Genomic DNA, 24360 nt, shown 5'->3' on the forward strand with positions numbered 1-24360 from the left:
AACCTATTTAAAAATATTTTGGTATAATAACATATCTTTATAAACTCCTTGACTGTAAAGCCAGTCTTTTTGTACACCACTGTAACTAAATCCTACTCTCTCAAAAAGGCGTATACTCACCTCATTATCAGCAGGGATATAAGCAATCAGTTGGTGTAAGTCTAAGTATTGTTGTGTATGAGCTATCAACTGTTGCAAGGCTTCTTTGGCATAACCTTTTCCTCGATAGACGGGCAAAAGAGCTATCCCCACAGCTGCTCTACGGTGCTTCGGACTAAAATCGTATAAATCTACACAGCCCATAGGCGTTCCCTCTTCAAACGATATAACATAGCGATACTGCTTAGCTTCGTAAATATCTTGATGAGCGTGCTGTATATAGTCTTGCAACAAATGTTTTGCAAAAGGTAATTGGGTTTCACTTACCTCCCACAAACTCTCTTCATTTTCTAACAGATACAAAAAATCTATATCTTCAGGTTCTAAGGCTCTTAATTTTATCATTTTATTGTTCCCTCAAATACAAATTGAGCACTACCACTCAAATAGATATTCTCATACCCCTCACCTACTCTATCGAAACTTACTTGCAAATCACCTCCGCGGGTATGGAGAGTGATAGATTGATTTTCTGTTTGTTTAGTATGGTATAAAGCAATTGCGACGGCTGTAACGCCCGTACCACAAGAGTAGGTTTCATCTTCCACTCCACGTTCATAGGTGCGCACTTTAAAGCCATTTTCTCCTTTGCTCACAAAATTCACATTACTACCGCCCTGAGTAGCATAAAGTTTTCCATAGCGTATAGTGGCACCCTCATCTTTCACATCTACGGTATCTACCTCTTTCACCCATTGTACGTGGTGAGGCGATCCTGTATTTAAGAATACATAACCTTTGTGCTCTTCTACCTCAGTTACATTTTTCATTTGCAAGCGTACATAATTATCACCTTCAATTGTTGCACGATGTTCTCCGTCTACAGCTATAAATAATGTTTTGTGTTCTATAATACCCAATTGTTTAGCAAAAGCCACCACACAGCGTCCACCATTGCCACACATTGTACTTTCGCGCCCGTCGGAATTGTAATATACCATACGGAAATCATACTGCGGGTCGTTCTCAATCAAAATAAGGCCATCGGCTCCAATGCCAAAACGCCTATGACACAACTGTGCTATTAGTGTTTTGTTATTTTTAGGAAAATTTTCTTCGCGATTATCAATCATCACAAAATCATTTCCTGTCCCTTGATATTTATAGAAATTCATCATTAAAAAAGGTCAAAAATTAGTAGTGTTAAGTAGGCAAAAGGTGAGGCAAAAATAAGGCTATCTAAACGGTCAAGCAAACCACCATGTCCTGGCAGTATCGTCCCGCTGTCCTTTACTTTAGCAGTTCGTTTAAAGCTAGACTCTACCAAGTCGCCCACCGCACCGGTAACCACCAAAATCACTGCCAACATAAGCCATTGCCATAGTGGTCTGCCACTGTAATACGAAATAGCCGTAGCAATAAGCATCGCCCCTATGAGTCCACCCACAAAACCCTCAATAGTTTTCTTAGGCGAAATGCGCTCAAAGAGCTTGTGTTTGCCAAAGGCTTTACCTGTAAGGTAGGCAAAACTATCACTCGCCCATATAATACACAACATTCCTATCATCGTAATTTGCGACTCGTTGTTGAATATGTTCTGATAAAAATAATTAGGGTTCGGGTTATTCTCATATTTGTAAATCAGAGGCATAAATATACAACCTCCTCCTATATACAGTAGGCTAATAAGTAGTTTAGTATTGTTACTTTGCTTGCGGATAGGCGTTTTTTCATTGAAAAGCATCATCGTGAGGTATATATTAGTAAGCAAAGTAGCCAAAAGCAGTATATAAACCGAGAAAGGATAAGTTTTTAAGTGAATAAACAGCCACCAAACCAACAAAAAAAGCAAAAATATATGTAATTCCTTGAGCCTGATGAGCATTTTAAACTCAAATAAGCAAATAATACCAAAGGACAAAAATAAGAAGTCGAAAGCGTCGGGGTTGAGCATAATTGCTGATAGCAATAGGAAGACATAAATAAATCCTGTAATTGTTCTTTTAAATAGTTCGTTCATAAATTATTGTTTATCAATAGGTAAATCTTCTAACAGTATCAGGTACGTCCTCTTAGAACTTGTACCATAATTAGAAATTGTTTGTATATCAGGATTATCGGTAAAAGTTTGCAAAGTAATAAGCCCTGTAGGGATATGGCCTATATATTTTTTCTTAATACCTTTCATTCCTTCTGGAATATCTTTTACCATCTGACTTGTTTTGGCGAAAATGATAAACACCTCTGGCAATTCATCCATTTTCCGATGTTTCAGCTGATGAGAAGAGAGCATTATACCTCCGAGAGAAGTTATAAGATACTCACAATCTATTAAATAGACATTAGAAGTATCAATATCGGATGTAAACATTGGGCTGTGTTCCTCAAACATTTCATTGATCACAGGTGATGCATTACTACTCATTTTCACATAAACGCCTAACTCTTTCAGTATATTGCGAAAGACTTCTTGCACCTCAAGATCTGAGGTACAATAGATAAATTTACCACCATTTTTGGTAAAATTCATTGCAAATTGCTCATCTTCTGTAAGTTGCTGGGGTGGTTCTATGTTATTACGTTTAAATATCTTGGCGAAAAAATTCATTCCTACACTGTAAAATGATGTGTTATCTACATATTTTTTTGCAAATATATACAAAATAAATGAATCTGTGCATTTTCAGTGAAAAAAATTAAAAATTTATGCCTATCTTTGCCGCATCAAAAACGACCTATATGGCAATACATATCAATATTATAGGAGCAGGCAATATGGCTTACCAACTCACGCGTGCATTCTATAATCACCCAGAGGTACAACTTCAGCAACTCTACAGCCGGAGCGAATTAAGCTCTGAGTTCAATATTTTTGAAATAGAGAAAACACATCATCTCAACTTTTTGCGCCCTGCTGATGTGTGTATTATCGCTGTGAAAGATGAAGCTATTGCCGAAATATCCAAAAAATTACCTTTTGAAAACCAATTGGTAGTGCATACTTCAGGTAACACCTCTATTGAGGCTATTGACTCTAAAAATAGGCGTGGCGTGTTCTATCCTTTGCAAACGATGAACAAACAAACGCTTGTAGATTTCAATAGTGTACCTTTTTGCTTGGAAGCTGAAAACACTAATGATTTCTACCTACTACAATGTTTGGCTTTATTGCTTTCCACAAAAACATACGCATTGAACAGTTACCAACGCAGGATACTACACCTCGCCGCTGTGTTTATGAATAATTTCAGTAACCATTTGGTATATATAAGTGAGCAGATATGTAAGAAAAATGAGGTTCCTTTTGAAATTCTACAACCATTACTCATTGAGACTTTTGCAAAACTACAAAACACCTCGGCTTACGATGCTCAAACAGGTCCTGCACGACGCAACGATTCTCTAACTATAGCTAACCACTTGGCAATGTTAGATAACAATAACTATAAAGAAATATATGAGATTATTACAAATTCAATAATAAACACTTATGGAAGAAAAGAATTATAAAGAAAAATTGAAAGACATCACCACATTCATTTTTGATGTAGATGGGGTTTTTACTAATACCCAAGTATTTGTAAACAATGATGGTGACCTTTTACGCAGTATGAATATGAAAGACGGTTTTGCCCTCAAAACAGCTGTTGCTAAAGGATATACCATCTGCATTATTACAGGTGGTGGCAATGTAGGGGTACAAAAGCGTTTTGAAAACCTTGGGGTGACCGATATTTTTATGCTCCGTCACGAGAAACTCGAAACTTTTTTAGAGTACCAAAAGAGCAAAGGGCTTAAAACGGAACAAATTCTCTATATGGGAGATGATATCCCTGATATTCCTCCTATGAAACACTCAGGTTTAGCTACTTGTCCTCAAGATGCTGTGCCCGAGGTAAAAGCAGTTGCTCACTACATATCTCACCGCGATGGCGGACAAGGGGCTGTACGTGATGTGATTGAACAAGTACTAAAAGTACGTGGCGATTGGTTTGATTTCAACTAACAATTAATAATTAACAAAAGCTGCTCAAGAAAAGTTTATTTTTTGAGCAGCTTTTTGTATTGATTTATTTATTAGCTAATTATTAGAACGCTTTGATGCGATACATCAAACCGAGGCTCACGCGATTGGTATTATCAGTAACATTATTTTTTTCGCGACTTCTTCCTATATAAGCCAAAAAGAAACGCAAGTCTTGTTTTTCAAAAGGCAAATATTCAACTCCTGCAAAATATCCTATGCTTTTGAGTTCATTGTTGGGTAAATCACTTTTAGCAGTTTCGTACATACCTTGGGCAAAGATATTCCAATGAGGTGCAGGTTGATACTCAGCTTTTAGTACAAAGCTATTGTACTTGGCATCTTTTACAAGTGTAGTGCCACTCATTGGAGTATATTTCAACCTATCTAATTGTTCATTAGCCATCATATAATCAAAGAAGACTTGGAACTTAGGTAAATTGAGTTTAGTTCCCAACATCAAGAGCCAGTTGTTATAGCCATCGGCTTCACTTTGCAAACCACCTCCCCAACGAGTTTGGACAAGATTATCAAACAGATTACCATTCCAATTAAAGATGTAGGTAAGAGGAGCTTTACTTTCGCTGATAGTAGGTGAAGTTGTACCATAAATATCTGCAAATTTATCATTGCGTACATCAGTAATTTGGAAGTTAAACTCGTGATTCTCGTTAGGTGCATAAGTAATCATTGCTCCTAACATAAAGTTATCCATATTCTCAAGGAAATCAGAATATTCATAAATATTCATTGGGTTTAAGTCGAACTCGAAACCACCCCAAGCTTGACACATTTTTCCTGCAGTAAGTGTCCATTTATCATCTAAACGGAACCCTGCATAAAGCATATCAGTAGCTTTGGCAAGGTTATCCAAAGAAGCTCTTGCATTTGATTTATTCAAACGATGACGAAAGCGGTAGAAAATACGGTCGGTAATATCACCTCGTACTTCCCATCGCAATTGACGTGCATAGAACTTAGCTGTCATATCTTGGTCTTTTGCTTTTTCTACATCAAAACTTCCTTGAAAGTTGAAGTACATATTAAACTTCTTATGAAAGGGCTGTTCTCCTTGATTTTCAGGCATAGATAGAGGCGCAGGAGCGGTAGCTTTAAGCTGATCGATTTCTGCCCTCAATTGGTTAATTTGATTTTGCAAATCTTGTTGCGCTGAGGCGATACCTCCTATGAGGAGGCTCACTGCTAATAATATCTTTTTCATACGTATTCTTTTTTAGGAAATAGAAGTTAGGAATTAGGAAATAGCTAATTCCTATTACCTAATTCCTGTTTTCTAATATTCATTGAAATATTTTTGGATTTGTTTCCAGTCTTTGGTTTTAGTGAGAGCTAACATCAATAGAACACGAGCTTTTTGTGGGTTGAGTGTTTGTGAAGCTACAAATTGATATTTAGCATCATCTACTTCGGCATCGAGGGTAGTTGCTCCTGTAGGTACGCGTGAAGAACGCACAAACTGAATGCCTTGTTCTCTTGCTTTTACTGCCAAATCAAAGATAGTGTGATAAAGATTTCCATTACCTACTCCAGCGTGTACAATACCATCGAATTTAGCGTCAATAAAGGCTTTCATTGGCAATTCAGATACATTAGAATAGCTGTATACAATACCTACTTTAGGTAATTCTTTAAGGTTATCTACATTGAAAACAGATTGATAAGTATGTTTGTTTTCAGGAGTGCGGTTAAAGAATACTTTGCCATTGTGAATGTATGCCAATTTGCCATAGTTAGCACCTTGGAAAGTTTCGACAGCAGTGGTATTGGTTTTAATAACATCTTTAGCATCGAGTACGATGTCGTTCATACACACCATTACCCCACGCCCCATAGCATTTTTATCGGCAGCAGTTACTACTGCGTTATAGAGGTTTAGAGGGCCATCGGCACTCATACCTGTAGCAGGACGCATTGCTCCTACCATTACCACAGGTTTTTTGCTGTGTACGGTAAGGTTGAGGAAGTAAGCGGTTTCTTCCATTGTATCGGTACCGTGAGTGATTACCACACCATCATACCCTTCTTTGTTTAAGAGCTGGTTGATGCGTTTGGCAAGTGTGAGCCATACCTCATCGTTCATATCTTGTGAACCGATTTTCACAATTTGTTCACCACTTATATTGGCTACATTCTTCACTTCAGGGACTGCATCTAAGAGTTGGTAAATACCGAGTTCACCAGCTTTATAGTTAGTTTCAGTATTTGATTTACTTACTCCTGCGATAGTACCACCGGTAGCTAAAATACGAATCTTTGGCTTTTGTTGCGCAAAGACTGCCACAGTCATCATTAAGAGCAATGAGAGGGCAATTTTTTTCATCAATGTTATCATATATAATTTTAGTATTAGTTTTGAATGGAAAGTTAAGAATTAGAAATTAGATTTTTTACATAAACATAATTATTAGGTAACCTACTGCAATGGCTACAATAGTAGCTACAAAACCAGGAATTTGGAACGAGTGGTTCAGCACGTACTTGCCTATGCGAGTGGTACCTGTTCTATCGAAATTGATAGCAGCTACTACGGTAGGATAATTAGGGATAAAGAAATAGCCATTCACCGCAGGGAACATTGCTATCATTGCCATTGGGTGAATGCCTAAGGCAATCCCTAACGGATAAAGAGTTCGTACCGTAGCGGCTTGACTAAATAAAAGAACAGACATTACAAAAAGGGCTACTGCAAAGAGGAAAGGATATTGAGTAACTATTTGTTCGATGTGCATTTTGAAGAACTCAATATTGCCATTGAAAAAGGTATCTCCCATCCAAGCAATCCCAAAAATAGCTATCACGGCTTGCATACCTGCAATAAATACCGAACCTTTTACTGCTTTGTTGATGTCTACTCGAGCAAAGATAATCATCAAGCCAGCGATAGACATCATTATAATTTCGATGAGTTGGGTCATTCCCATTTGTACTTTCTCACCTCCTACTTCAAAAGATGGACGAAGGCTATCAATAGAACCAAAAAGTACGATAGAGAGGACTCCTATAAGGAATATAATCACTGACGTTTTGGCTCTTTGCAGGTCTTTACCGGTCATTTGCGAAGCGGTATGACTTTCTTTTTCTAAAAGCCCTTCACGTAAACGGCGTTGGTATTCAGGGTCTTTTTCGAGAGGAACGCCCATAAAACTCACGGCTATGGCGCCTACAATCACCCCGATAATCGTAGCAGGGATACATACCATCAGGATATTGCCCAGCGTAATACCTTTACTACCTAAGAGCTCAGCTGAAAGTAAAGCGGCTGTAGCTGCCGAAATAGGGCTGGCTGTAATAGCCTGTTGCGAAGCTATTACCGATATAGAAAGGGGACGCTCAGGGCGTACCTTGCTATCGGTAGCAATTTCGGAGATGATAGGCAAAAGCGAATAGGCAATGTGACCTGTACCTGAAAACAAAGTAAAAAAGTAACAGACTACAGGCGCCAAGAAGGTAATCATAGCGGGATTTTTGCGCAGAATTTTCTCGGCTACCTTCACCAAATAATCTAAACCTCCCGCTGCTTGCAAGGTAGCAGCCGCTGTAATAACTGCTACAATGATAAGCATTACATCAATAGGCGGATTACCAGGTTTGAGTCCGAAACAAAAGACCAGAATTCCTAAACCTATCATACCAAAGATTCCGAGCCCGATACCTCCTACTCTGGCTCCTACAAAGATAGCGAGGAGCACTATTAGCAATTCAATATAAATCATATTCAATTAAGAAATCATAATTATGGTTCAAAGGTACGAAAGTTTTAGGAAAGAAAAAAGAAAAATACGATATTTTTTTTAACAAATATCGTATTTTTCTTAACAGATAAAACCGTATTTTAAAATAACTATCAGAAAATGAGGTTATCTAAATAGAGTGAAGTTACCGTAGAACTCACGTTTGTCGTACAATTGATCGTTGATTTCGATGATATACCAATAGTCACCTGATGGCATCGCTTGTTTTTCATACGTACCATCCCAGCCTTCTCCTGGTTCTAACTTCACTAAACGACGACCATAACGATCGAAAATGTAGATACGGGCATTTACATTGTTGTCTAAATACTTCGCTTTCCATACATCATTCTCTCCATCTCCATTGGGCGTGAAGAAGTTCGGCACTTCTATATCAAAGTATTCTAAATCGTAAGTCGCTGTTACTGTACAACCTTCAGCATCTTCCACGCGTACATTCACTACTTTATAACGACGTCCGTTTACTAACTTATCAGGATCGTCGTGGTTGATTTTGTACACCGGATTATCTCCTTTACTCACCTCATTAAAGTAGTATGTATAACCTCTAAAGTTATTCGTCCTACCTCCTCGTGCTAATACCTCTAAGGTGTTGAGCGTGGTATTAGTCGTTACTCTCGTAACTGTAAGTGGTGTGTAAGGATCTATCGTGATGGTCTCGGAGGCACTACAACTTCCCGTCATTCCTGGAATAGAGGATACTATAGTATAGGTTACTTCAACCGTTTGGGTAACTGAACTTCTATTGAAATTATCAATATAAGCTACATTGCCTGTGGTTCGTGTGAAAGTAGCTGCTGGAGCTCCATTCAAACTATAGGTTATCTTACTATAGTCGGGCGATGGATTGTTGAAGTGTACCTCTAAATAATCTACGTAACTATTAGAACTTGCTTGACAAGTACCATAGTATTTGAGTTCCTTGATTGTAACATCTGGTAATTCTTCTACCGTGAATGACAAGGTCTTAGTCATCGTACAATCGTTACTATCCTTTATTACTACCTCATAGTAAGTGCCTTCTAAAACTCCTAATTCATCAAACAGATCGGTTGAACTTGTTACATCTCGGTGTGTTTTTACGTTTTGTTTAGTATCGGCTCTGGCTATACTAATTGTATATGTTCCTGTCCCGCCTGTGATATTCACTATCTCTACCTTGCCGTCTCTTGTGCCTTTACAAGTTACAAATTTAGAGTTCAGAGCGTTGATATCGGCTGTTATAGCTGTTGGATTTACAAATGAATAGCTTCCTGCAAGGGTTACTGAACAGTTTTGAGCATCTAAAATATCTATGTGATAAGTACCTGGTTCTATGTTACTAAAAGTAACTTCATCTCCATTAACTCCTGATATTTCATCTGATTTTGTTGAGCCTTTGAACAATATAAAATGGTAAGGACGTACTCCTCCTGTTACTCCTGATACTTTGAGTGTTCCATCTTTAGCATCTATACAAGTAATTGAAGTTGTGGATACTGTAATACTTGCGGTATTGATAGCACTATAAGGTGCTAATGTTACACTTAGGGTGCCTGTTGCTGTTGTACAGCCTAAGGCATCTTCTACTGTAATATTATAAGTACCCGCGTCTAAACCTGCTATTTCAATACCTGGATAACCTTCTGGTACATTAGGTTGTACTTTGGGCGTTCCTCCTCCTAATGGAGCAAGGGTTACTGTATAGGTTTGTTCTCCTCCTATAACTGTAAGTGCTACTACACCATTATGATTACCACAATCTACCGATACTTTTTGAGATACATTTGTTACTTTTATCTCGGCTGGATTTGATGGTATTACAAAACGATGTTTCGCTACTTTACAACCTGTAGCATTAGAAATCGCTTCGATATCATAAGATCCTCCTACTAAAGTAAGTGTTCTAGTATTACCTCCAACTGGTATGCTTCCTGAAATGGTCGCTCCTCCACTTACTGCTGTAACTGTATAGGTAAAGCCTGTTGTAGATTGGTCACCGTTAGAGAGATCTTTATCTACAAAGGTAAGCATTATACTACCATTTCCATTATGACAAATGGCTCTCACTGGGTTACTTGAGGTTATCTCGAAGGTATTAGCATCTTTCACTGTATGTACTCCTGTGATGCTACAACCTGTTTTTTCGTTGAATACCTCTACCTTATAATTTGAACCTGATAAGTTTTGTGAACCTGTAAGGGTCAAACTCAAGTTGGTTGCTGTAGTGGTGGTGATAGTGGTAAAGGCATTGTCACTTCCTTTTATCTCATAACGCAATGGTGTACCTGCTATATAAGTAGGCGTAGCGGTTACACTGATGTTGATCACCTCGTCTACAGCGCAAGTAGCTGATGCTGTTGTGGTGATACTGAGTGTTTGCAACTCGAAGGCTGGTTCTACTGTTACGCTTGTGGTGCTCGTAGCACAAGTACCTGAAGCGTCTTTTATCATAGCGTAGAAAGTACCTCCATTCAAGTTCGAAAGTGTGTACTCTGTACCATTTCCTAAACTATTTCCTCCATTATCAAAGAACTCAATGGTATAAGGTGGTATTCCTCCACGTATCTTGCTCGTATCAACACTTACTCTTGGAGTTGATAAGCCTTTATTGCCCTCACAAACATATTGTGTGGCACTAATCACTCCCGTTTGTAACTCTAATGGTTCTGGAGAGGTGATAGTAGCATCAACATAGGCCACACAACCTGTACTATTAGTAATAGCTATTTGATATTTCACTCCTTGTGTTGTACCGTGTAACTGAGTGAAAGTAGCTGTATGAGTACCTGCGATAGCAGGAGTTGTAGTTACTGTTACATTATTTCCTGTAGTGATATCAATAGCGTTTGTAATCCTAAAGGTATAACTATCGCTATCGGTAGGCATTGCTATATCAATGCTACCTGTACCCGTAGCAGTGAGTCCTAAATTACATTTTTCGTGGTAAGGTTGCACCACTGTGTTATCTGTATTTATAGGGTCAGGGTCACGTACTACTACTTCTTTCACTATAGGACAATTTTCTGTTTCGGCATCGTAAATAGTGATGCGGTAAGTAGCTGCCTCGGTTGTAGGCGTTGCGATAGTAATCACTCCACCTGTAGGTGTTGGAAAGGCTACATTTTGTGCAAGTACAGCACCTGCTACTACGCCATTATCTAAGCGTTCTAAGGTATAGCTGTAAGTACCTGTACCTCCAGTCACAGTTACTGTGATATCGGCTGTAGGGGTTGCACAAGTTTTATTTCTACTAACAGTAGCTGTAGCTGTAATAAGTGCCGTAGTACTGAAAGTAGCTGTAGTCACACAGCCATTTACATCTTTCACAACTACAGTGTGTGCCGCCAATGGACTTACTTCTAATTCGAATGCTTGATTAGCTATTGTCCACACTATAGGTCTATCAGCAGCACCATCTAAACTATAGTAGTGGTTACCTTGACCTATTTTATTAAGGTCTACCCTTACTGGTATCTTACCATTAGAGTTATTGTAAGCTTGGCAAGCCAAAGTAGTTACAGTTACAATGTTAGGTGTATCAAAAATATCAATAGTAACTGTAGTAGATTGCAAGCAACCATAAGCATCAAGTACATATACATCCCAATTACCTGCAGGCAATTTGATATAATCTGAGGCTTGAAGCGTACGAGTCATTACAGATGATGTGTAGGCTGTTCCTGAAGCTACATATCCATAAGTATAAGTAGCTGTACCTCCTGTGATATTCAACCAAGCTTCACCCTGAGTATTACAAGAAGCTTTTTGGGTAGCAACTGCTGTAATTTGTAACTGAGTGAGCGAACGTTTGATTTCAAAGCTCTTAGAAGTTACACAACTAGCTACCCCACCAATAGTTTCAGTAAATTTCACATAATATTTACCTGCTGGTAGGTTACCATTTGCGACTTGAGGTGCGGTGAATGGAGATGGCACTGTACCTCCTGCACCTACCATTAGTTGATGATTATCTTCACGATAAACTTGATAATCTATATGGGTAGTGCTTCCGTGAGGATTTGTTAAAGTAAAGGTAAAGGTACCATCATTGCCAGTTGCACAACTTACATTTTTCACATCTATTGCTACTGACATCTGTGAGTATGTAGGTACAGGCACGGTCATCTGTTGGGTATAACGACACTTAGTAAGCATATTATAAGCTACAAAAGTGTATTGTACACCTGGTGTGAGCCCTCCTATGGTTACTGCCACTCCCGTACCTGAGGCAACTCCTTTGTGCCATACATCGTTAGTTCCATCGGCATTAAGTGTAGTAACTGTATTGAGAACTGATCCCGGAGGTGGGTTTTGAATACCTGGTCGATATATAGCAAAGTACGCATTAGTAGATGCTGTAAAGGTAGGTGAGCTGGTTGCTGTAATGCGTACCTCACCTGTAGTAGCACAAGCAGTAGGTATTACAGGAGTGATAGACATTACATTAGAATTAGGTAAGATTACAGTTGTGAAATGTGTTACACAGCTATTGCCATCAGTAATAGTGATGTTATAGTTACCATAATCTAATCCAGAGAATACTCTTGAGATATTATTAGAGGTTGTAAGTGTTTGTGTATTCTCTTTACCAGAAGTAGTATTTCTAACATTGATAACAAAAGGTTGCATACCTCCACCATTGAGAGTTACTGTAATGGCAGCTAAGTCAGCAGCGGATGAGGTACATCCCATTTGCTTACTTACTGTAGCTGTAGCCGTAAGTTGAGGCACTGCTGTAATAGTAAAGGCTTGAGTAGCCACACAACCACGGTCATCGGTGAGGTGTGCTATATAGTTACCTGGCGCTAAAGCTGTAGGAGTCTGTGTTACTCCTAAACCATTCACCACTTTAAGAGTGTGTGAAGCTGTACCTACATAGTAATTACTTGGCGTAATTGTTACCGAACCGTTGTTATTACCACAAGTAGCTTGAGTAGTGGTAAAGGTATTGGTTAAGAAACGTGGCGGATCGTAAGCTAAAGTTATATAAGCTTGTCGTTTACATTCACTTCCATCAGGTTTGTAAGTTACTTGGAAACGGAACTCGGTAGTGGTAGCTATCGCTACTGGATAAGTAAAGGTTACTTGAGTAGTATTAGATGCTATAAAGTGATAAGTAGCTCCACCATCAACACTATAGCTAAACTCTTTGAGTGCTGTAGGGATACCTCCAGAAGCGGTGAGTGTATAGGTTACACTGCTACCTTTACAATCAGCATATTGTGTTTGAGTAGGTGATACAGTGAGTGATAATGGTGCATAAATTTGAGTAGTTACTGTTGCTTGACAACCAAAACCATCGGTTATTACAAATGTATGAGAGCCAACATCAAGTGCATCAGGATACTCAAAAATTGATGTATTGAAGGCATAATTATTACCTCCTACACGTTGTACTTTATAGTTTCCATTACCGCTAATTATTGTAATTTTTACTTTCTTCTCTTGTGTATCACCATAGCAATAAGAGGTAGGTTCAGCAGTAACTGAAAGTGTAGCTTTATCAGCGATTTCAAAGGTAGTTTCGGTAGTACAACCTTTGCTATCTTGTACTACTAAGCTATAAGTACCAGGTGCAAGGTTCGGTATTTCATAAGGGTTTACTCGTGGAGCTGCTGGTTGCAATGCTCCTAAGGTTCCACTTACTAATCCTACTCTGTACTGATAACCTCCTGCATTACCTCCTGTAGCCGATACTTTTATCTTAGCTACTCCACCGTTATAGCAAGTTACTTTATCCATTACTACTACTGTAGGTACAATAGGAGTAGGCTGGCCTATTTTGTAACTTACGGTTACTGCACAATTAGCATTAGCAGCATCTCTTATGCTCACTACTCCACTTTGGGTAGCTTCTAATCCTGTAACGGTAAATACTCCTTGAGCATCAAGAGTTGTAGGTGTCCAAGTGGTTGTAGTTGTGTATGTCCATTCTACTGAATAAAGAATATTTGTAGATGTTGGATTAATAACCTTGATACGTACCTCACCATCTTGAGCTCCAATACAGCTAACGTTTTTCTCGATACCGAATTTTTCGGCACGCATTTGTTTATTCTTTTCTATATTAATAAGTTGAGTAACCTTCAAATCACAATAAGCAATAGCCTGTGATACTTTAAGGTTATCCATTACAAAATCATTACCTAAGCCTCCATAAGTGGCAGCAGCTGTATTCACTACTTTCACTAATAGTTCTCCGTTAGCAAAGCCTGTCATCTCAGCTTCGGTAAAGGTGACTTTATAATTTGTCCAACTATTGTTGTTAATAGTTGCTAAACTCTTGCTACGCAAAGTAGTACCATCGGGTTTTGCTATTTCTATATTGAGGCGAGCTGGTACGGCAGTTACTCCTGTTCTAAAGAGGTTGAGTGCATCTAAACTTACAGTAAATTCAGTATTAGGAGCTACTCCTTTTAGAAGTTTTTGATATACTATTTCATTGTTACCATTTCCTGCTACTGCTAAGTAACGACCTCCAGAAGGATCAACAGGAGCTGTGGTAAGCCAATTAGGATTTGAACTTACTTGTAGTTGTTTAGTAAGCACTTGGTTACCATCTGAAAGACTTCCTGAAGAGTTACATACCAAAGAAGTATTGGCTGCTGGTAAACAATCGTTATCATCTTTGCCAAAATCTTCTGCAAAGAGTACATTAGGTGTTGTAGCAGTGTCTATTGGACGATAGTATACTGTAAGAGTGTGTACTCCTGGTGATAATAATCGATTAAAGTTGTTACCTGCAAGAGTTTGTTTGGCACTACCATCAATGCTATATTGGTAAGTTTGGCTTACAGTAGATGAAACTGTAATAGTTACTGAACCATAACCATTATCACAACGATAAGCTATAGGGCTCAACGCTATGGTAGGCACTGAAGTTGCTTGTGTAACTATAGGTATTTCAATACGGCAATCTTTGTTATCTTTCACATAGATGGTTGTAGAACCTCCAATAAATCCTATAGGATTAGTTACATAAGTATTTTCACCATCAAAGCTATAACGATAAGGAGGAGTACCACCTGTAACGTTGTTCACTGATACTTTGTATTGGTTATGTGCTGTATCGCAGGATCTATCAGCTACTACACCAGCATAAGCGCGCAAAGGTGCTTGAGGAGGAAGTATCACCACAGGTTTCTTGATATAGGTACAAGTTGTTCCTGCCACTTGTGATAGCATTTCTATTTCGTAAGTACCTGCAGGAATACCTGTAAATAAACCTCCTGTGCTAGTTTTGAAAGCAGCTCCTACACGAGCTCCTGTTTTATCTAATTTATATAGATTAATCTTACGATTTTGGTTTTGAGAGCCAGGAGCAAAAGTAAGATTAATCACCCCTGTATTAGGATTGCTTTCACACTGAATTTCTTGTGTTGCACTAAAGGTAAATGTATGTGGATTTGGTGGAGTTACGGTCACCTTGTTGGACAAGGCAAAAGCTCCATTACGCGTATCACCCACTAAGAATACATATTCACCTACACGAGTGATATTTGCTACTTCAACCTCTACACTTGGCTGATGTGCCAATTGAATAGCGATATGAGGAGCATTCAAAGCGGTAGATATATCTGTATATTGTTGCTGACCATCTATTGTCCAAATATAAAAACGATAGGTAGGAGCACCTCCTTCAGCTTTAAGTTCAAACTTAGCCTTGTTACAAGAGGTAAATCCTTTGAAAGTAGCAGTTACCTTCATTTGGCTCGTTTTGTTGATAGTCACTTGTCCGTTGTATTGACAACCAGGTATTTGTGGTGAGGTTACCTTCACATCATAAGTACCTTGTGGCAAATTATTGATACGATAATCGTTTGTGTTGATTACCTCAGTACGGAAAGGTGTCCCTCCTTTGAAAATTTCTACTTTATAAGTTACTCCACTAGTACTAAGTAGCAATCTTACAGAACCTTGAGAAAAATCAGTTTCGTGAATTTCATCAGTAAGTGAACCTGTAAGTCCTGCTGTAAATACTTCAAAATAGAAACTTTCATTACAATTAAGCAATTTCAATCGGTATTTACCTGCTGTATTAGCTACAAAAGTGCGATTGTTGTGGAAAGTTGTCCAACATTGATCTTCAGTATTTCTACAATCAGAAGATGATTCATTACAAGAGCCACTCCATTGTTGCCACTCAAAAGCAGTATTTTGGTAGCTTACTGTAATATTTTTGGAGCTTCCTTGACAAAGGTAGAAATGACTTGTCCATCTACCGTTATCAGGGCAAGTTACTCCTATGTTTTGTGCTTGAGCACGGATAGGATCGGTAGTTGCTGTAATAGCTTGGTATTGTATTGTTTCAGTAGTTCCTATCTGATTTCCTTCGCAAGAAAGAGTTTTTACTACTTTGTAAACTCCTGGATCATTAGCTTGATATGTGCGATTAGTTTCGCCAGGAAGCATATTTCCATTTTTATACCATTGATAAGTATTAAAAGTTCCTGTAGCTTCGAGTGTCATTATTCCAGAACCACAAACTACTTCTTGGCGTGTACAATTGGAAGTATCTACTGTAATAGAACTTGAGCCAGCCTCTGATTGTTGAGCTGTAGGACAAGCGTTAGGTCCTCCTTCATACGTGATAGAGAAAGCTGTTTTCAGATAGTTAGCACAAGGTAGTAAGAGTTTATCGCAATCGGCTACTACTTTCATTGGGATACGAATGCTCCGCCTTGGGTCGCCTAACTTGAGGGTAGATTGAGGGTAACCTGATGTACTACCTATTAAAAACTGATAGGTTTTCGTAGCAGGATTATACAATTTCTGAGGTTGTGGATTAGCTACTGTACCATCACCTGCATTATTGAGATCGGGCTCACCATTAGTAACTACCGCAGAATTGGGAGGTAGATTTACTGTAATAGTAGCACGTTTAATATTTTCAGCCCCTACATTCTCATAGCTTAATTCATAGAAGAAAGCTTGATTAGGAGTAAGATGAGTAATAGGATTACCCGATGTATCCACATAGCGTTGTGAAGTTTTTAGTTTCAAAGCATTCGACTTCACTGTCACGATAAATGTACAAGTGCTAATAGTAGCTAATAGATTATCCTTAAAGGTATAAGTAACTGTATGGACACCTATAGGGAATACACTTCCTGGAGCGTGGCTACGTGTAGTAGTTACTCCTCCTGAACAAGTAGGATATGCCTCGGGTTCACGCCATTGTACCAACTTGCCACACTGCCCTGCCTCTACAGTAACTTCTATATTATTCGGACAGTTTTTAACAAGAGGCGGTTCATCTATAGGTGGTAATACCACAGTAACTGTTTTAGTATAGATAGCGCTATTAGAACATCCTACTCCTGGTTTAAGTTTGTACTCAGCCATATAGGTAGTAGTGGTATAAATAGCCTCCCAGAAACTTTCTCCAGTACGTAATGGATAAGTAGTAGTTTTATTTCCATTAGAATCAAGTTTAAACCAATTGATATCAAAAAGATGTTCTGAAAGGCCTAATTTCACACGTGCTTGATTTCCGGTACAGAAAGGTACAGGACGGTCGATCACCAAGAACGGATTGAACGCATTGGTAAGGTCTATATCTACATCCTTAGGTACTGTTTGGCAACGGTGCTCAGTTTCTATGAGGTAGTGACCTGTAGTAAGATTTTCAAATATATTAAAGTATTTATTATCACTTGCCTCAAGCTTCACTGTTTCTTTAAGCGTAGCGGTAGTAGCCGTAGCCGATGTTTTTTGATAGAGGCGGAAAGTAAGAGGGAAATACACTTCTTGACCTGTTACATCAACAGCTATCATACCTGTAGCACTTCCTTGGTGGCAAATCACTGGGTTTACGACAGGGTTGAGCTTAACAAGATCGGCAATAGAAATTTCCTTATAGAAATAACTTTGCCAACTCTTGCTAGGCACTCCTGGATCGGATGCATCAGTTTGATACATAGATCCCGATTTAGGTTGGAGATAAGCATTATAATAAAAACCACTGGTTTTTATCCTATATTTACCAGCAAGTAAGTTTACAAATTCCCCTGAATGTCCTCTTACATAATCATTACCAGAAGGTTGTATCACTGCTTTCCAAGATTTGTTACCATAAGCATCCTCTTCTTCTCGTTCTAAATAAACATAAACACCATCTTGAAAAATTTGATTACCTATATTGTATTTGAGTTTCCCTATTTCGCAATCTTTTTCAACTTTTAATTCAGGTTTATAAGCAGGCATACCTGGTATATAAATTGTTTTTTGGGTAGTATTGCTACAAGCATCGGTAATCGTAATATTATAATTTCCTTCAGGTAAATTAGTATAATGGTATCGATAGCTTCCTGCAGGTTGTGTAGTTTCTAATGGGAAAGTTACAGTACGTGTACCGTGATCACCCATACTCACTTTTGCAAAATAAGAAACTACTTTTTTACCATCAGCTCGTTCTAATTTAAATTTCAATGGATGAGAGTATATATTAACAGGGTAGTCTATTCTAAAGGCTCCTGTACCTTCATACACTCCATAACCTATATCTAATTTATCAAATATTTTGTTGATATCTGCAGCCGCTGTAGTAGGATAATAAACATTTACTAATGAAGTACAAGTACTATGACAGTTATTAGGGTTTTCATAAGTAAGTCTATAGAGACCTTCTCCTACTTTGTCCACATAGATTAATCCATTAGTCCACTGAGCCTGTCCTAAAGCAGGCGAGTTAGAAGCTACCAAAGGTACATTTACCCAAGGGCCTCCTACACCACCAAGAGATTTTTCCAATTTAAAATACTGCATCTCAATAGGGTGAACCCATCCTAACAAATATGAGTAAGTGCCACCATTTATATTAGGCATATTTCTATAGTCACGATTCCTCATATTATAATTGAAATACAATCGTTTATCTAATCCACAATTTCGGCTATAAGATTGGTTTTCAGCGGATAGCATTTGAAAGTTAGCGCAAGTCAATGGGTCTATTTGTTCATTGAAACGAACTCTCTCTTTAATGGTATTTTTAGGGCCTTTGATAGTAACCTCTATCTCATCACCTTTTTTAAAAACGTAGTTATTTACATAAAAACCATAACCATCAAAAGTAGAAGAAATATCAATATCAGGTTTTGAAGAATTTAAAAAGCGAACCACTGCCCTACCTGTTTGTTTAAAATAGTTCTTAATGGCATTTGCATCCGACATACCCGTAATTACCCAATTGTTATCTTGACGTACAATTCTAAATTGTCCTTTATATTTACCACAATCAGTTTTGTGCATTTCCATATACCTATCATACATTCTAATTTCCATACATTCTAAGGAGAATTGTTCTTTTGGTATTTGGATAGAAGGATAACGACGAGTTTCACCACATTTTTCACCTACAGCTGTAACATCCTTAATTTGGAGCGTTACTACTGTATTTTGTTTGATAGGATTTGCATTAGTACCACGCACCTCTATATAATTAGACCCTGAAGGTCTTGAAAATCTTTGAGTAGGTAGTAATACATTTTTACCTGTAGGATCAAGAATCGTAACATCAAAAGGACCGTGCCCTCCATTAGGTATCTGAAAGCGTACTCCTCCTGTATTAGGTTGTCCACAAATAGGAGGTAATATCTGCAAAGCTTGTACATTCATTACCTTGTAGTTAGACTCGGCTTCTACTTCACGTTCTTCAAAAGCACCAGTATTTTCATCGCGTACGATGATTTTATACTTTCCTGCTTTAAGATTGTAGAAAGTATGTTCGGCAGGAGCCGAAGGTGAAGGGCGCTGCATACGAAACATATCGCCACCTTGGCCTTCACCTTGTATTTCTACAATAAATTTACCACTTGAAGGTAAACATATAGCAGGATATGGAGAAGCATCTTGTGCAGTTACTTTTATCTGGTTATCATTATAACAATTTCCCTTGATAGAAGTGGTTTGCACATTGATACATTGAGCAAATCCTGTTGCTGTGAAGATTAAAAATACAATTGCTGTAAGAAACTTTTTCATTTTTTTTACTTTTAAGCTATAAGTAATAATATCTCGCGTGTAATTTATATATAATTAAGGGTACAAAAATAATATTTCTTTCTTATTTACACAACACTGTCTCCTTGTTTTTACACTAACAAAACATTCTTTTTATTATAATACACTGATTTTTAAATAAATAATTAGATGTTAAAATATTGTTAAATTTTTATTCAGGTAAAAAAATAAAAGATATGAAGTAAGAAAAATACAGATTCTTAAAAGCTAATTTTCATTAATTTCTTGCTATTTTGTTTTTTTTTTGTATTTTTGCCGATGTAATTTAATTAATCATAAAAAATACACACTATAATGACTACATTAGTGATTCTTGCCGCTGGCTTAGGAAGCCGTTTTGGCTCTGATAAACAATTAGAAAATATACACAACGGCAACGCCTTATTCGATTACGGTATCTACGACGCTCTACAAGCTGGTTTTGACAATATCGTGCTCATCATCCGCCACGAAATTGACAACCTCACCCGCCAACACCTCGAAAACCGCTTCAACAATGTTCCTATCTCCTACGTATATCAAGACGACTATAACCCAAAAGGCATCGAACGTAAAAAACCTTGGGGTACAGGGCACGCTATGCTTTGTGTAAAAGAGTTTGTAAAAAACCCATTCCTCATCATCAATGCCGATGATTACTATGGCAAAGAAGGCTTTCGTTTAATGTACGAAGCGCTCAATGCTGGTAAAGAAAAAACTTTCTTCTCAGGAGGATATCTACTGAAAAACACCCTTAGTGAAAACGGAACTGTTTCACGCGGTATCTGCGAAGTAGACGCCAATCATCACCTACTCTCTATCAACGAAGCTACTAAATTACGCAAAAACAGCAATACTACTGCTATTGATGAGGCTACGGGCGCCGAGTATCCCCTAAGCACCTACGTATCTATGAACTTCTGGGGATTTACTCACGAAGTTTTGGATATAGCCGACCGTTATTTCAAAGAATTTGTAGCCGAACATAAAGATGACCCTAAATCCGAATTTTATATCCCTATGGTAGTACAACACGCCATTAAGGATTACGGATATAAATTAGAAGTATTACCCAATCACGATAACTGGTTCGGTATGACCTATCACGAAGACCTCGCAATGGTACAAAACGAAATACAAAAACTCGTAGATAAAGGCGAATACCCTGATAAATTCTAATAAAATGTTTAACCCGTAAGAGATAATAAGTTTTTTACTTCTTATCTCTTACCTCTTACCTAAATAAAATGAAAGAAATAGCCAATCAATTTAACTTGAAAGGAAACCTCCTTTCTGTGGAACCTTATGGCAACGGACACATCAACCGTACGTATTTGGTAAAAACCACCGATACAAATTATATCCTTCAAGGGATTAACAGCAATGTGTTCAAAACCCCCGACAGCATCATCAAAAACATCGAACTGCTTTGGGAAACTGAACCCAACAATCACATCATTCTCCCAATGATGAAAGCTAAACAAGGAGGATACTCCGTAAATGCCGAGGGCATTGTATGGCGTGTATTCCCTTTTGCAGAAGGCTATACTTCTTATGAATTCATCGAAGCTCCTTGGCAAGCCGAAAAAGCTGCCACCGCCTTTGCAACTTTTATGAAAACCTTTGCCAATATCGATACCTCTCGATTGCAGGCTACCATTCCTAATTTCCATAACGGAGATTTACGCTTCCAACAACTCGAAGATGCTTATGCTCAGGCAACACCTGCACGCAAAGACAAAGCTGAAAAGCTATACGAATTTGCGCAAAAACACAAGGTAATTTTCGACCTTATCCAAAAAGAAGTAGACGAAAAACGCATTCCTATACGCGTAACCCACAACGACACCAAAATCAATAACGTACTTATCAATAAATTCAATCCCGATGATTTTAGAGTAATCGACCTCGATACAGTAATGCAAGGTATCTTGTTGTACGATTTCGGCGATATGGTACGCACTTCGGTAAGCCCTACCGAAGAAAACGAAGCCGATGAAAGCAAAATCGTTTTCAATACCGAGTTCTTCGAAGCGCTTTGTAAAGGTTTTTCAGTAATGAACCCTGTGATGACTCCCTCAGAGAAAAAACATATCGTCGACGGAGCCAAATATATGATATTCATTATTGGTATCCGTTTCCTCGCCGATTATTTTAATAACGATGTGTATTTCAAAACCTCATATCCTGAGGAGAATTACATTCGTGCCCGCAACCAGTTCGTGCTCTTTCAGCGTTTGGAAGACAAAGAAAAAGAACTCAGAGCAATTGCTAAAAAGTACTTTAAATAGGTAATACAAACTTTTTGTTTGAAACTTTGCCAAAGTTGAAACCAAGCTAATTTTTAATTTAAAATCTATTTTTTTTACTATGAGAAATGTTTTTATAACCTCCCTTTTACTTATTTTGCCACTATCTACGTTTGGACAATCTCCATTCTCAGTGAAAAAAGTAGGAGAAAAAGGAAGTCCTATTTTGTTTATTCCAGGACTTGGCTGCTCCAGCGATGTCTGGCAAGAGACTGTATCTGCTCTTATCACTAACCACACTTGCTATCTGCTTACCTTAGCGGGGTTTGGAGGAATTACCCCTGTAAAGAATCCAAGTTTGGACTATTGGACAGATGCCATTATCTCCTATATCAAAAAGGAGAACATCCAAAAACCTACGATTGTAGGGCATAGCTTAGGGGGCATCCTTGCTATGAAAATAGCTGCTAAAGCCTCTGACCTACTTGATAGAATAGTGATTGTAGATACTTTGCCTTGTTTGCCTTTGCTTTCTGATCCTAATTTTAAGATAACACCTAACAAGGATTGTACTCCTATGATCAAGGAACTTACAGCAATGCCCAAAGAAGACTTTGAGCGTTCGCAAATGGCTTCAATGATGTACTATACAACAAAGGAAGCCAAGAAGCCTACCATCGTTCAGTGGAGTGTAGCCTCAGATAGGGAGACCCTCGCCAAACTTGTGTGTGAAATCTCTAATACAGACCTCAGAGAGGAAATAAAACAGATAAAAGTGCCTGCCTTAGTGCTCTTAGAGTCCGTATTTACTTCTTCAAAAGACAACATAAGAGATCAATATCAAAATTTATCTTTGAGAGACCTTAGATATGCCAATAAAGGGCTCCACTTTATTATGTATGATGACTTTGATTGGTATTTGACTCAGCTAAAATCCTTTATAAGATAAGAAATATATTGTCTCTACAAGAATCATATCTATTAGGAATTGTCTTTGACAGCACTCCCTTTTTCCATTATATTATTTAATTAAGTAATTTCTAAACAAAACTAATAACTAAAATTAAAACTATATGAAACACTTAGAACAAAAGTTTCAAGAAGTTTTCGGTGCTCCTGCCGAAAAACAATTCTTCGCACCAGGACGTGTGAATCTCATCGGTGAACATACCGACTACAATGGCGGTAATGTGTTCCCTTGCGCTATCGACAAAGGCACTTACGGTCTCGTAAAAAAACGCAACGACCGCAAATTCCGTATGTATTCTGAAAACTTTGCCGACCTTGGCGTAATGGAGTTCACTCTCGACGAACTTACCAACGACAAAAAACACGATTGGGCTAACTACCCAAAGGGTGTGATTAAAATGTTCCTCGAAGCAGGACAAAAAATCGACTCTGGTTTCGATATTCTCTTCTCTGGGAATATTCCTAATGGTGCAGGGCTTTCTTCTTCTGCTTCTATTGAGATGCTTACCGCTATTGTGCTAAAAGACCTTTTCCACCTTTCTATTGACCCCGTGGAAATGGCGCAATTAGGCAAGAAAACTGAAAACCTATTCATTGGGGTAAACTCTGGTATTATGGACCAATTTGCGGTAGCTATGGGTAAGAAAGACCACGCTATTCTCCTCGATTGTAACACTCTCAAATATGCCTATGTCCCTGTGGTACTTAAAGATGAGGTAATTGTGATTGCCAACACTAACAAACGTCGTGGTCTCGCTGATTCTAAATACAACGAACGCCGTGCCGAATGTGATGAAGCCTTAGCCGAATTGCAAACTAAATTACCTATCAAAGCCTTAGGAGAACTCTCTATTGAACAATTTGAAGCCAACAAAGACCTCATCAAGAGTCCCGTTCGCCAAAAAAGAGCAAAACACGCAGTGTATGAAAACCAACGCACTCTTAAAGCTCAAAAAGAGCTTTCAGCAGGTAATTTAGCTGAGTTTGGTAAATTAATGAACCAATCGCACATTTCTTTACGCGACGATTATGAGGTAACAGGCGTAGAACTCGATACTTTGGCTGCTCTTGCTTGGGAACAACCTGGCGTAGTAGGTTCACGTATGACGGGAGCAGGCTTCGGTGGTTGCACTGTAAGCATCGTAAAAAAAGACAAGGTAGACGATTTCATTAAAAACGTAGGCGAGGCTTACAAAAACAAAATAGGTTATGCCGCCGATTTCTATATCGCTTCTGTAAGCGACGGCGCTAAAAAACTATAAAC

14 protein-coding genes are annotated in these 24360 nt (G+C 38.3%); 6 read left to right on the forward strand and 8 right to left on the reverse strand.

Annotated features, from left to right (window positions below):
* Window positions 1-3 precede the first annotated feature (3 nt).
* The 4 genes from CBG49_RS11935 to CBG49_RS11950 are packed head-to-tail and all read right to left on the reverse strand — an operon-like array spanning window position 4 to window position 2707.
* The gene (locus tag CBG49_RS11935) at window positions 4-504 is read right to left on the reverse strand and encodes a GNAT family N-acetyltransferase (protein ID WP_088594640.1); all 501 of its coding nucleotides are present in this window, start codon (window positions 502-504) and stop codon (window positions 4-6) included.
* A complete protein-coding gene (gene dapF / locus CBG49_RS11940) occupies window positions 501-1277 on the reverse strand; it encodes a diaminopimelate epimerase (RefSeq protein ID WP_088594641.1) in 777 nt (258 codons plus the stop codon). Before dapF ends, CBG49_RS11935 begins: the two co-directional genes overlap by 4 nt.
* Window positions 1277-2119: a phosphatidate cytidylyltransferase gene (locus CBG49_RS11945; RefSeq protein ID WP_009413483.1), complete on the reverse strand. Its 843-nt coding sequence runs from the start codon at window positions 2117-2119 to the stop codon at window positions 1277-1279. Before CBG49_RS11945 ends, dapF begins: the two co-directional genes overlap by 1 nt.
* A 3-nt stretch (window positions 2120-2122) precedes the next feature.
* Entirely contained in the window at window positions 2123-2707 is a 585-nt protein-coding gene (locus CBG49_RS11950; protein WP_009413482.1) for an LUD domain-containing protein, read from the reverse strand.
* 131 nt (window positions 2708-2838) lie between these two features.
* Between CBG49_RS11950 and CBG49_RS11955 the strand changes: the two genes are divergently transcribed.
* Entirely contained in the window at window positions 2839-3609 is a 771-nt protein-coding gene (locus tag CBG49_RS11955; protein WP_034555762.1) for a Rossmann-like and DUF2520 domain-containing protein, read from the forward strand.
* Window positions 3590-4105 carry a KdsC family phosphatase gene (locus tag CBG49_RS11960; protein WP_009413480.1) on the forward strand — a complete coding sequence of 172 codons (516 nt, stop codon included), beginning with the start codon at window positions 3590-3592 and terminating at the stop codon, window positions 4103-4105. Before CBG49_RS11955 ends, CBG49_RS11960 begins: the two co-directional genes overlap by 20 nt.
* A gap of 82 nt (window positions 4106-4187) precedes the next feature.
* Here CBG49_RS11960 and CBG49_RS11965 read toward each other — a convergent pair whose 3' ends face one another.
* From CBG49_RS11965 to CBG49_RS11980, 4 genes are all read right to left on the reverse strand, one after another.
* Window positions 4188-5345, reverse strand: coding sequence for a porin (locus tag CBG49_RS11965; RefSeq protein WP_088594642.1), 1158 nt, complete (start codon window positions 5343-5345; stop codon window positions 4188-4190).
* Window positions 5346-5417: 72 nt separating this feature from the next.
* Entirely contained in the window at window positions 5418-6476 is a 1059-nt protein-coding gene (gene ansB / locus CBG49_RS11970) for an L-asparaginase 2 (RefSeq protein ID WP_088594643.1), read from the reverse strand.
* 55 nt (window positions 6477-6531) lie between these two features.
* Entirely contained in the window at window positions 6532-7857 is a 1326-nt protein-coding gene (locus tag CBG49_RS11975) for an anaerobic C4-dicarboxylate transporter family protein (protein WP_088594644.1), read from the reverse strand.
* A 144-nt stretch (window positions 7858-8001) separates the two neighbouring features.
* Window positions 8002-19860 (reverse strand): T9SS type B sorting domain-containing protein, encoded by an 11859-nt coding sequence (locus CBG49_RS11980; RefSeq protein WP_088594645.1) that lies wholly within the window; start codon window positions 19858-19860, stop codon window positions 8002-8004.
* A gap of 333 nt (window positions 19861-20193) precedes the next feature.
* Between CBG49_RS11980 and CBG49_RS11985 the strand changes: the two genes are divergently transcribed.
* The 4 genes from CBG49_RS11985 (at window position 20194) to CBG49_RS12000 (ending at window position 24358) form a co-directional block, all read left to right on the forward strand.
* Complete coding sequence (locus tag CBG49_RS11985; protein ID WP_088594646.1) at window positions 20194-21057, forward strand: nucleotidyltransferase family protein; 864 nt, start codon at window positions 20194-20196, stop codon at window positions 21055-21057.
* A gap of 68 nt (window positions 21058-21125) precedes the next feature.
* Window positions 21126-22169 (forward strand): phosphotransferase enzyme family protein, encoded by a 1044-nt coding sequence (locus tag CBG49_RS11990; RefSeq protein ID WP_088594647.1) that lies wholly within the window; start codon window positions 21126-21128, stop codon window positions 22167-22169.
* Between the two features lie 79 nt (window positions 22170-22248).
* A complete protein-coding gene (locus CBG49_RS11995; protein WP_088594648.1) occupies window positions 22249-23076 on the forward strand; it encodes an alpha/beta fold hydrolase in 828 nt (275 codons plus the stop codon).
* Window positions 23077-23200: 124 nt separating this feature from the next.
* Window positions 23201-24358, forward strand: coding sequence for a galactokinase (locus tag CBG49_RS12000; protein ID WP_009412982.1), 1158 nt, complete (start codon window positions 23201-23203; stop codon window positions 24356-24358).
* Window positions 24359-24360 lie beyond the last annotated feature (2 nt).

The sequence above is a fragment of the Capnocytophaga endodontalis genome (genome assembly GCF_002209445.1).
Taxonomy (GTDB): Bacteria; Bacteroidota; Bacteroidia; order Flavobacteriales; family Flavobacteriaceae; genus Capnocytophaga; species Capnocytophaga periodontitidis.

Coding starts and splice junctions, on each gene's coding strand:
- CBG49_RS11935 (WP_088594640.1), bottom strand. CDS start 504: ATGATAAAATTAAGAGCCTTAGAACCTGAAGATATAGATTTTTTGTAT.
- dapF (WP_088594641.1), bottom strand. CDS start 1,277: ATGATGAATTTCTATAAATATCAAGGGACAGGAAATGATTTTGTGATG.
- CBG49_RS11945 (WP_009413483.1), bottom strand. CDS start 2,119: ATGAACGAACTATTTAAAAGAACAATTACAGGATTTATTTATGTCTTC.
- CBG49_RS11950 (WP_009413482.1), bottom strand. CDS start 2,707: ATGAATTTTTTCGCCAAGATATTTAAACGTAATAACATAGAACCACCC.
- CBG49_RS11955 (WP_034555762.1), top strand. CDS start 2,839: ATGGCAATACATATCAATATTATAGGAGCAGGCAATATGGCTTACCAA.
- CBG49_RS11960 (WP_009413480.1), top strand. CDS start 3,590: ATGGAAGAAAAGAATTATAAAGAAAAATTGAAAGACATCACCACATTC.
- CBG49_RS11965 (WP_088594642.1), bottom strand. CDS start 5,345: ATGAAAAAGATATTATTAGCAGTGAGCCTCCTCATAGGAGGTATCGCC.
- ansB (WP_088594643.1), bottom strand. CDS start 6,476: ATGATAACATTGATGAAAAAAATTGCCCTCTCATTGCTCTTAATGATG.
- CBG49_RS11975 (WP_088594644.1), bottom strand. CDS start 7,857: ATGATTTATATTGAATTGCTAATAGTGCTCCTCGCTATCTTTGTAGGA.
- CBG49_RS11980 (WP_088594645.1), bottom strand. CDS start 19,860: ATGAAAAAGTTTCTTACAGCAATTGTATTTTTAATCTTCACAGCAACA.
- CBG49_RS11985 (WP_088594646.1), top strand. CDS start 20,194: ATGACTACATTAGTGATTCTTGCCGCTGGCTTAGGAAGCCGTTTTGGC.
- CBG49_RS11990 (WP_088594647.1), top strand. CDS start 21,126: ATGAAAGAAATAGCCAATCAATTTAACTTGAAAGGAAACCTCCTTTCT.
- CBG49_RS11995 (WP_088594648.1), top strand. CDS start 22,249: ATGAGAAATGTTTTTATAACCTCCCTTTTACTTATTTTGCCACTATCT.
- CBG49_RS12000 (WP_009412982.1), top strand. CDS start 23,201: ATGAAACACTTAGAACAAAAGTTTCAAGAAGTTTTCGGTGCTCCTGCC.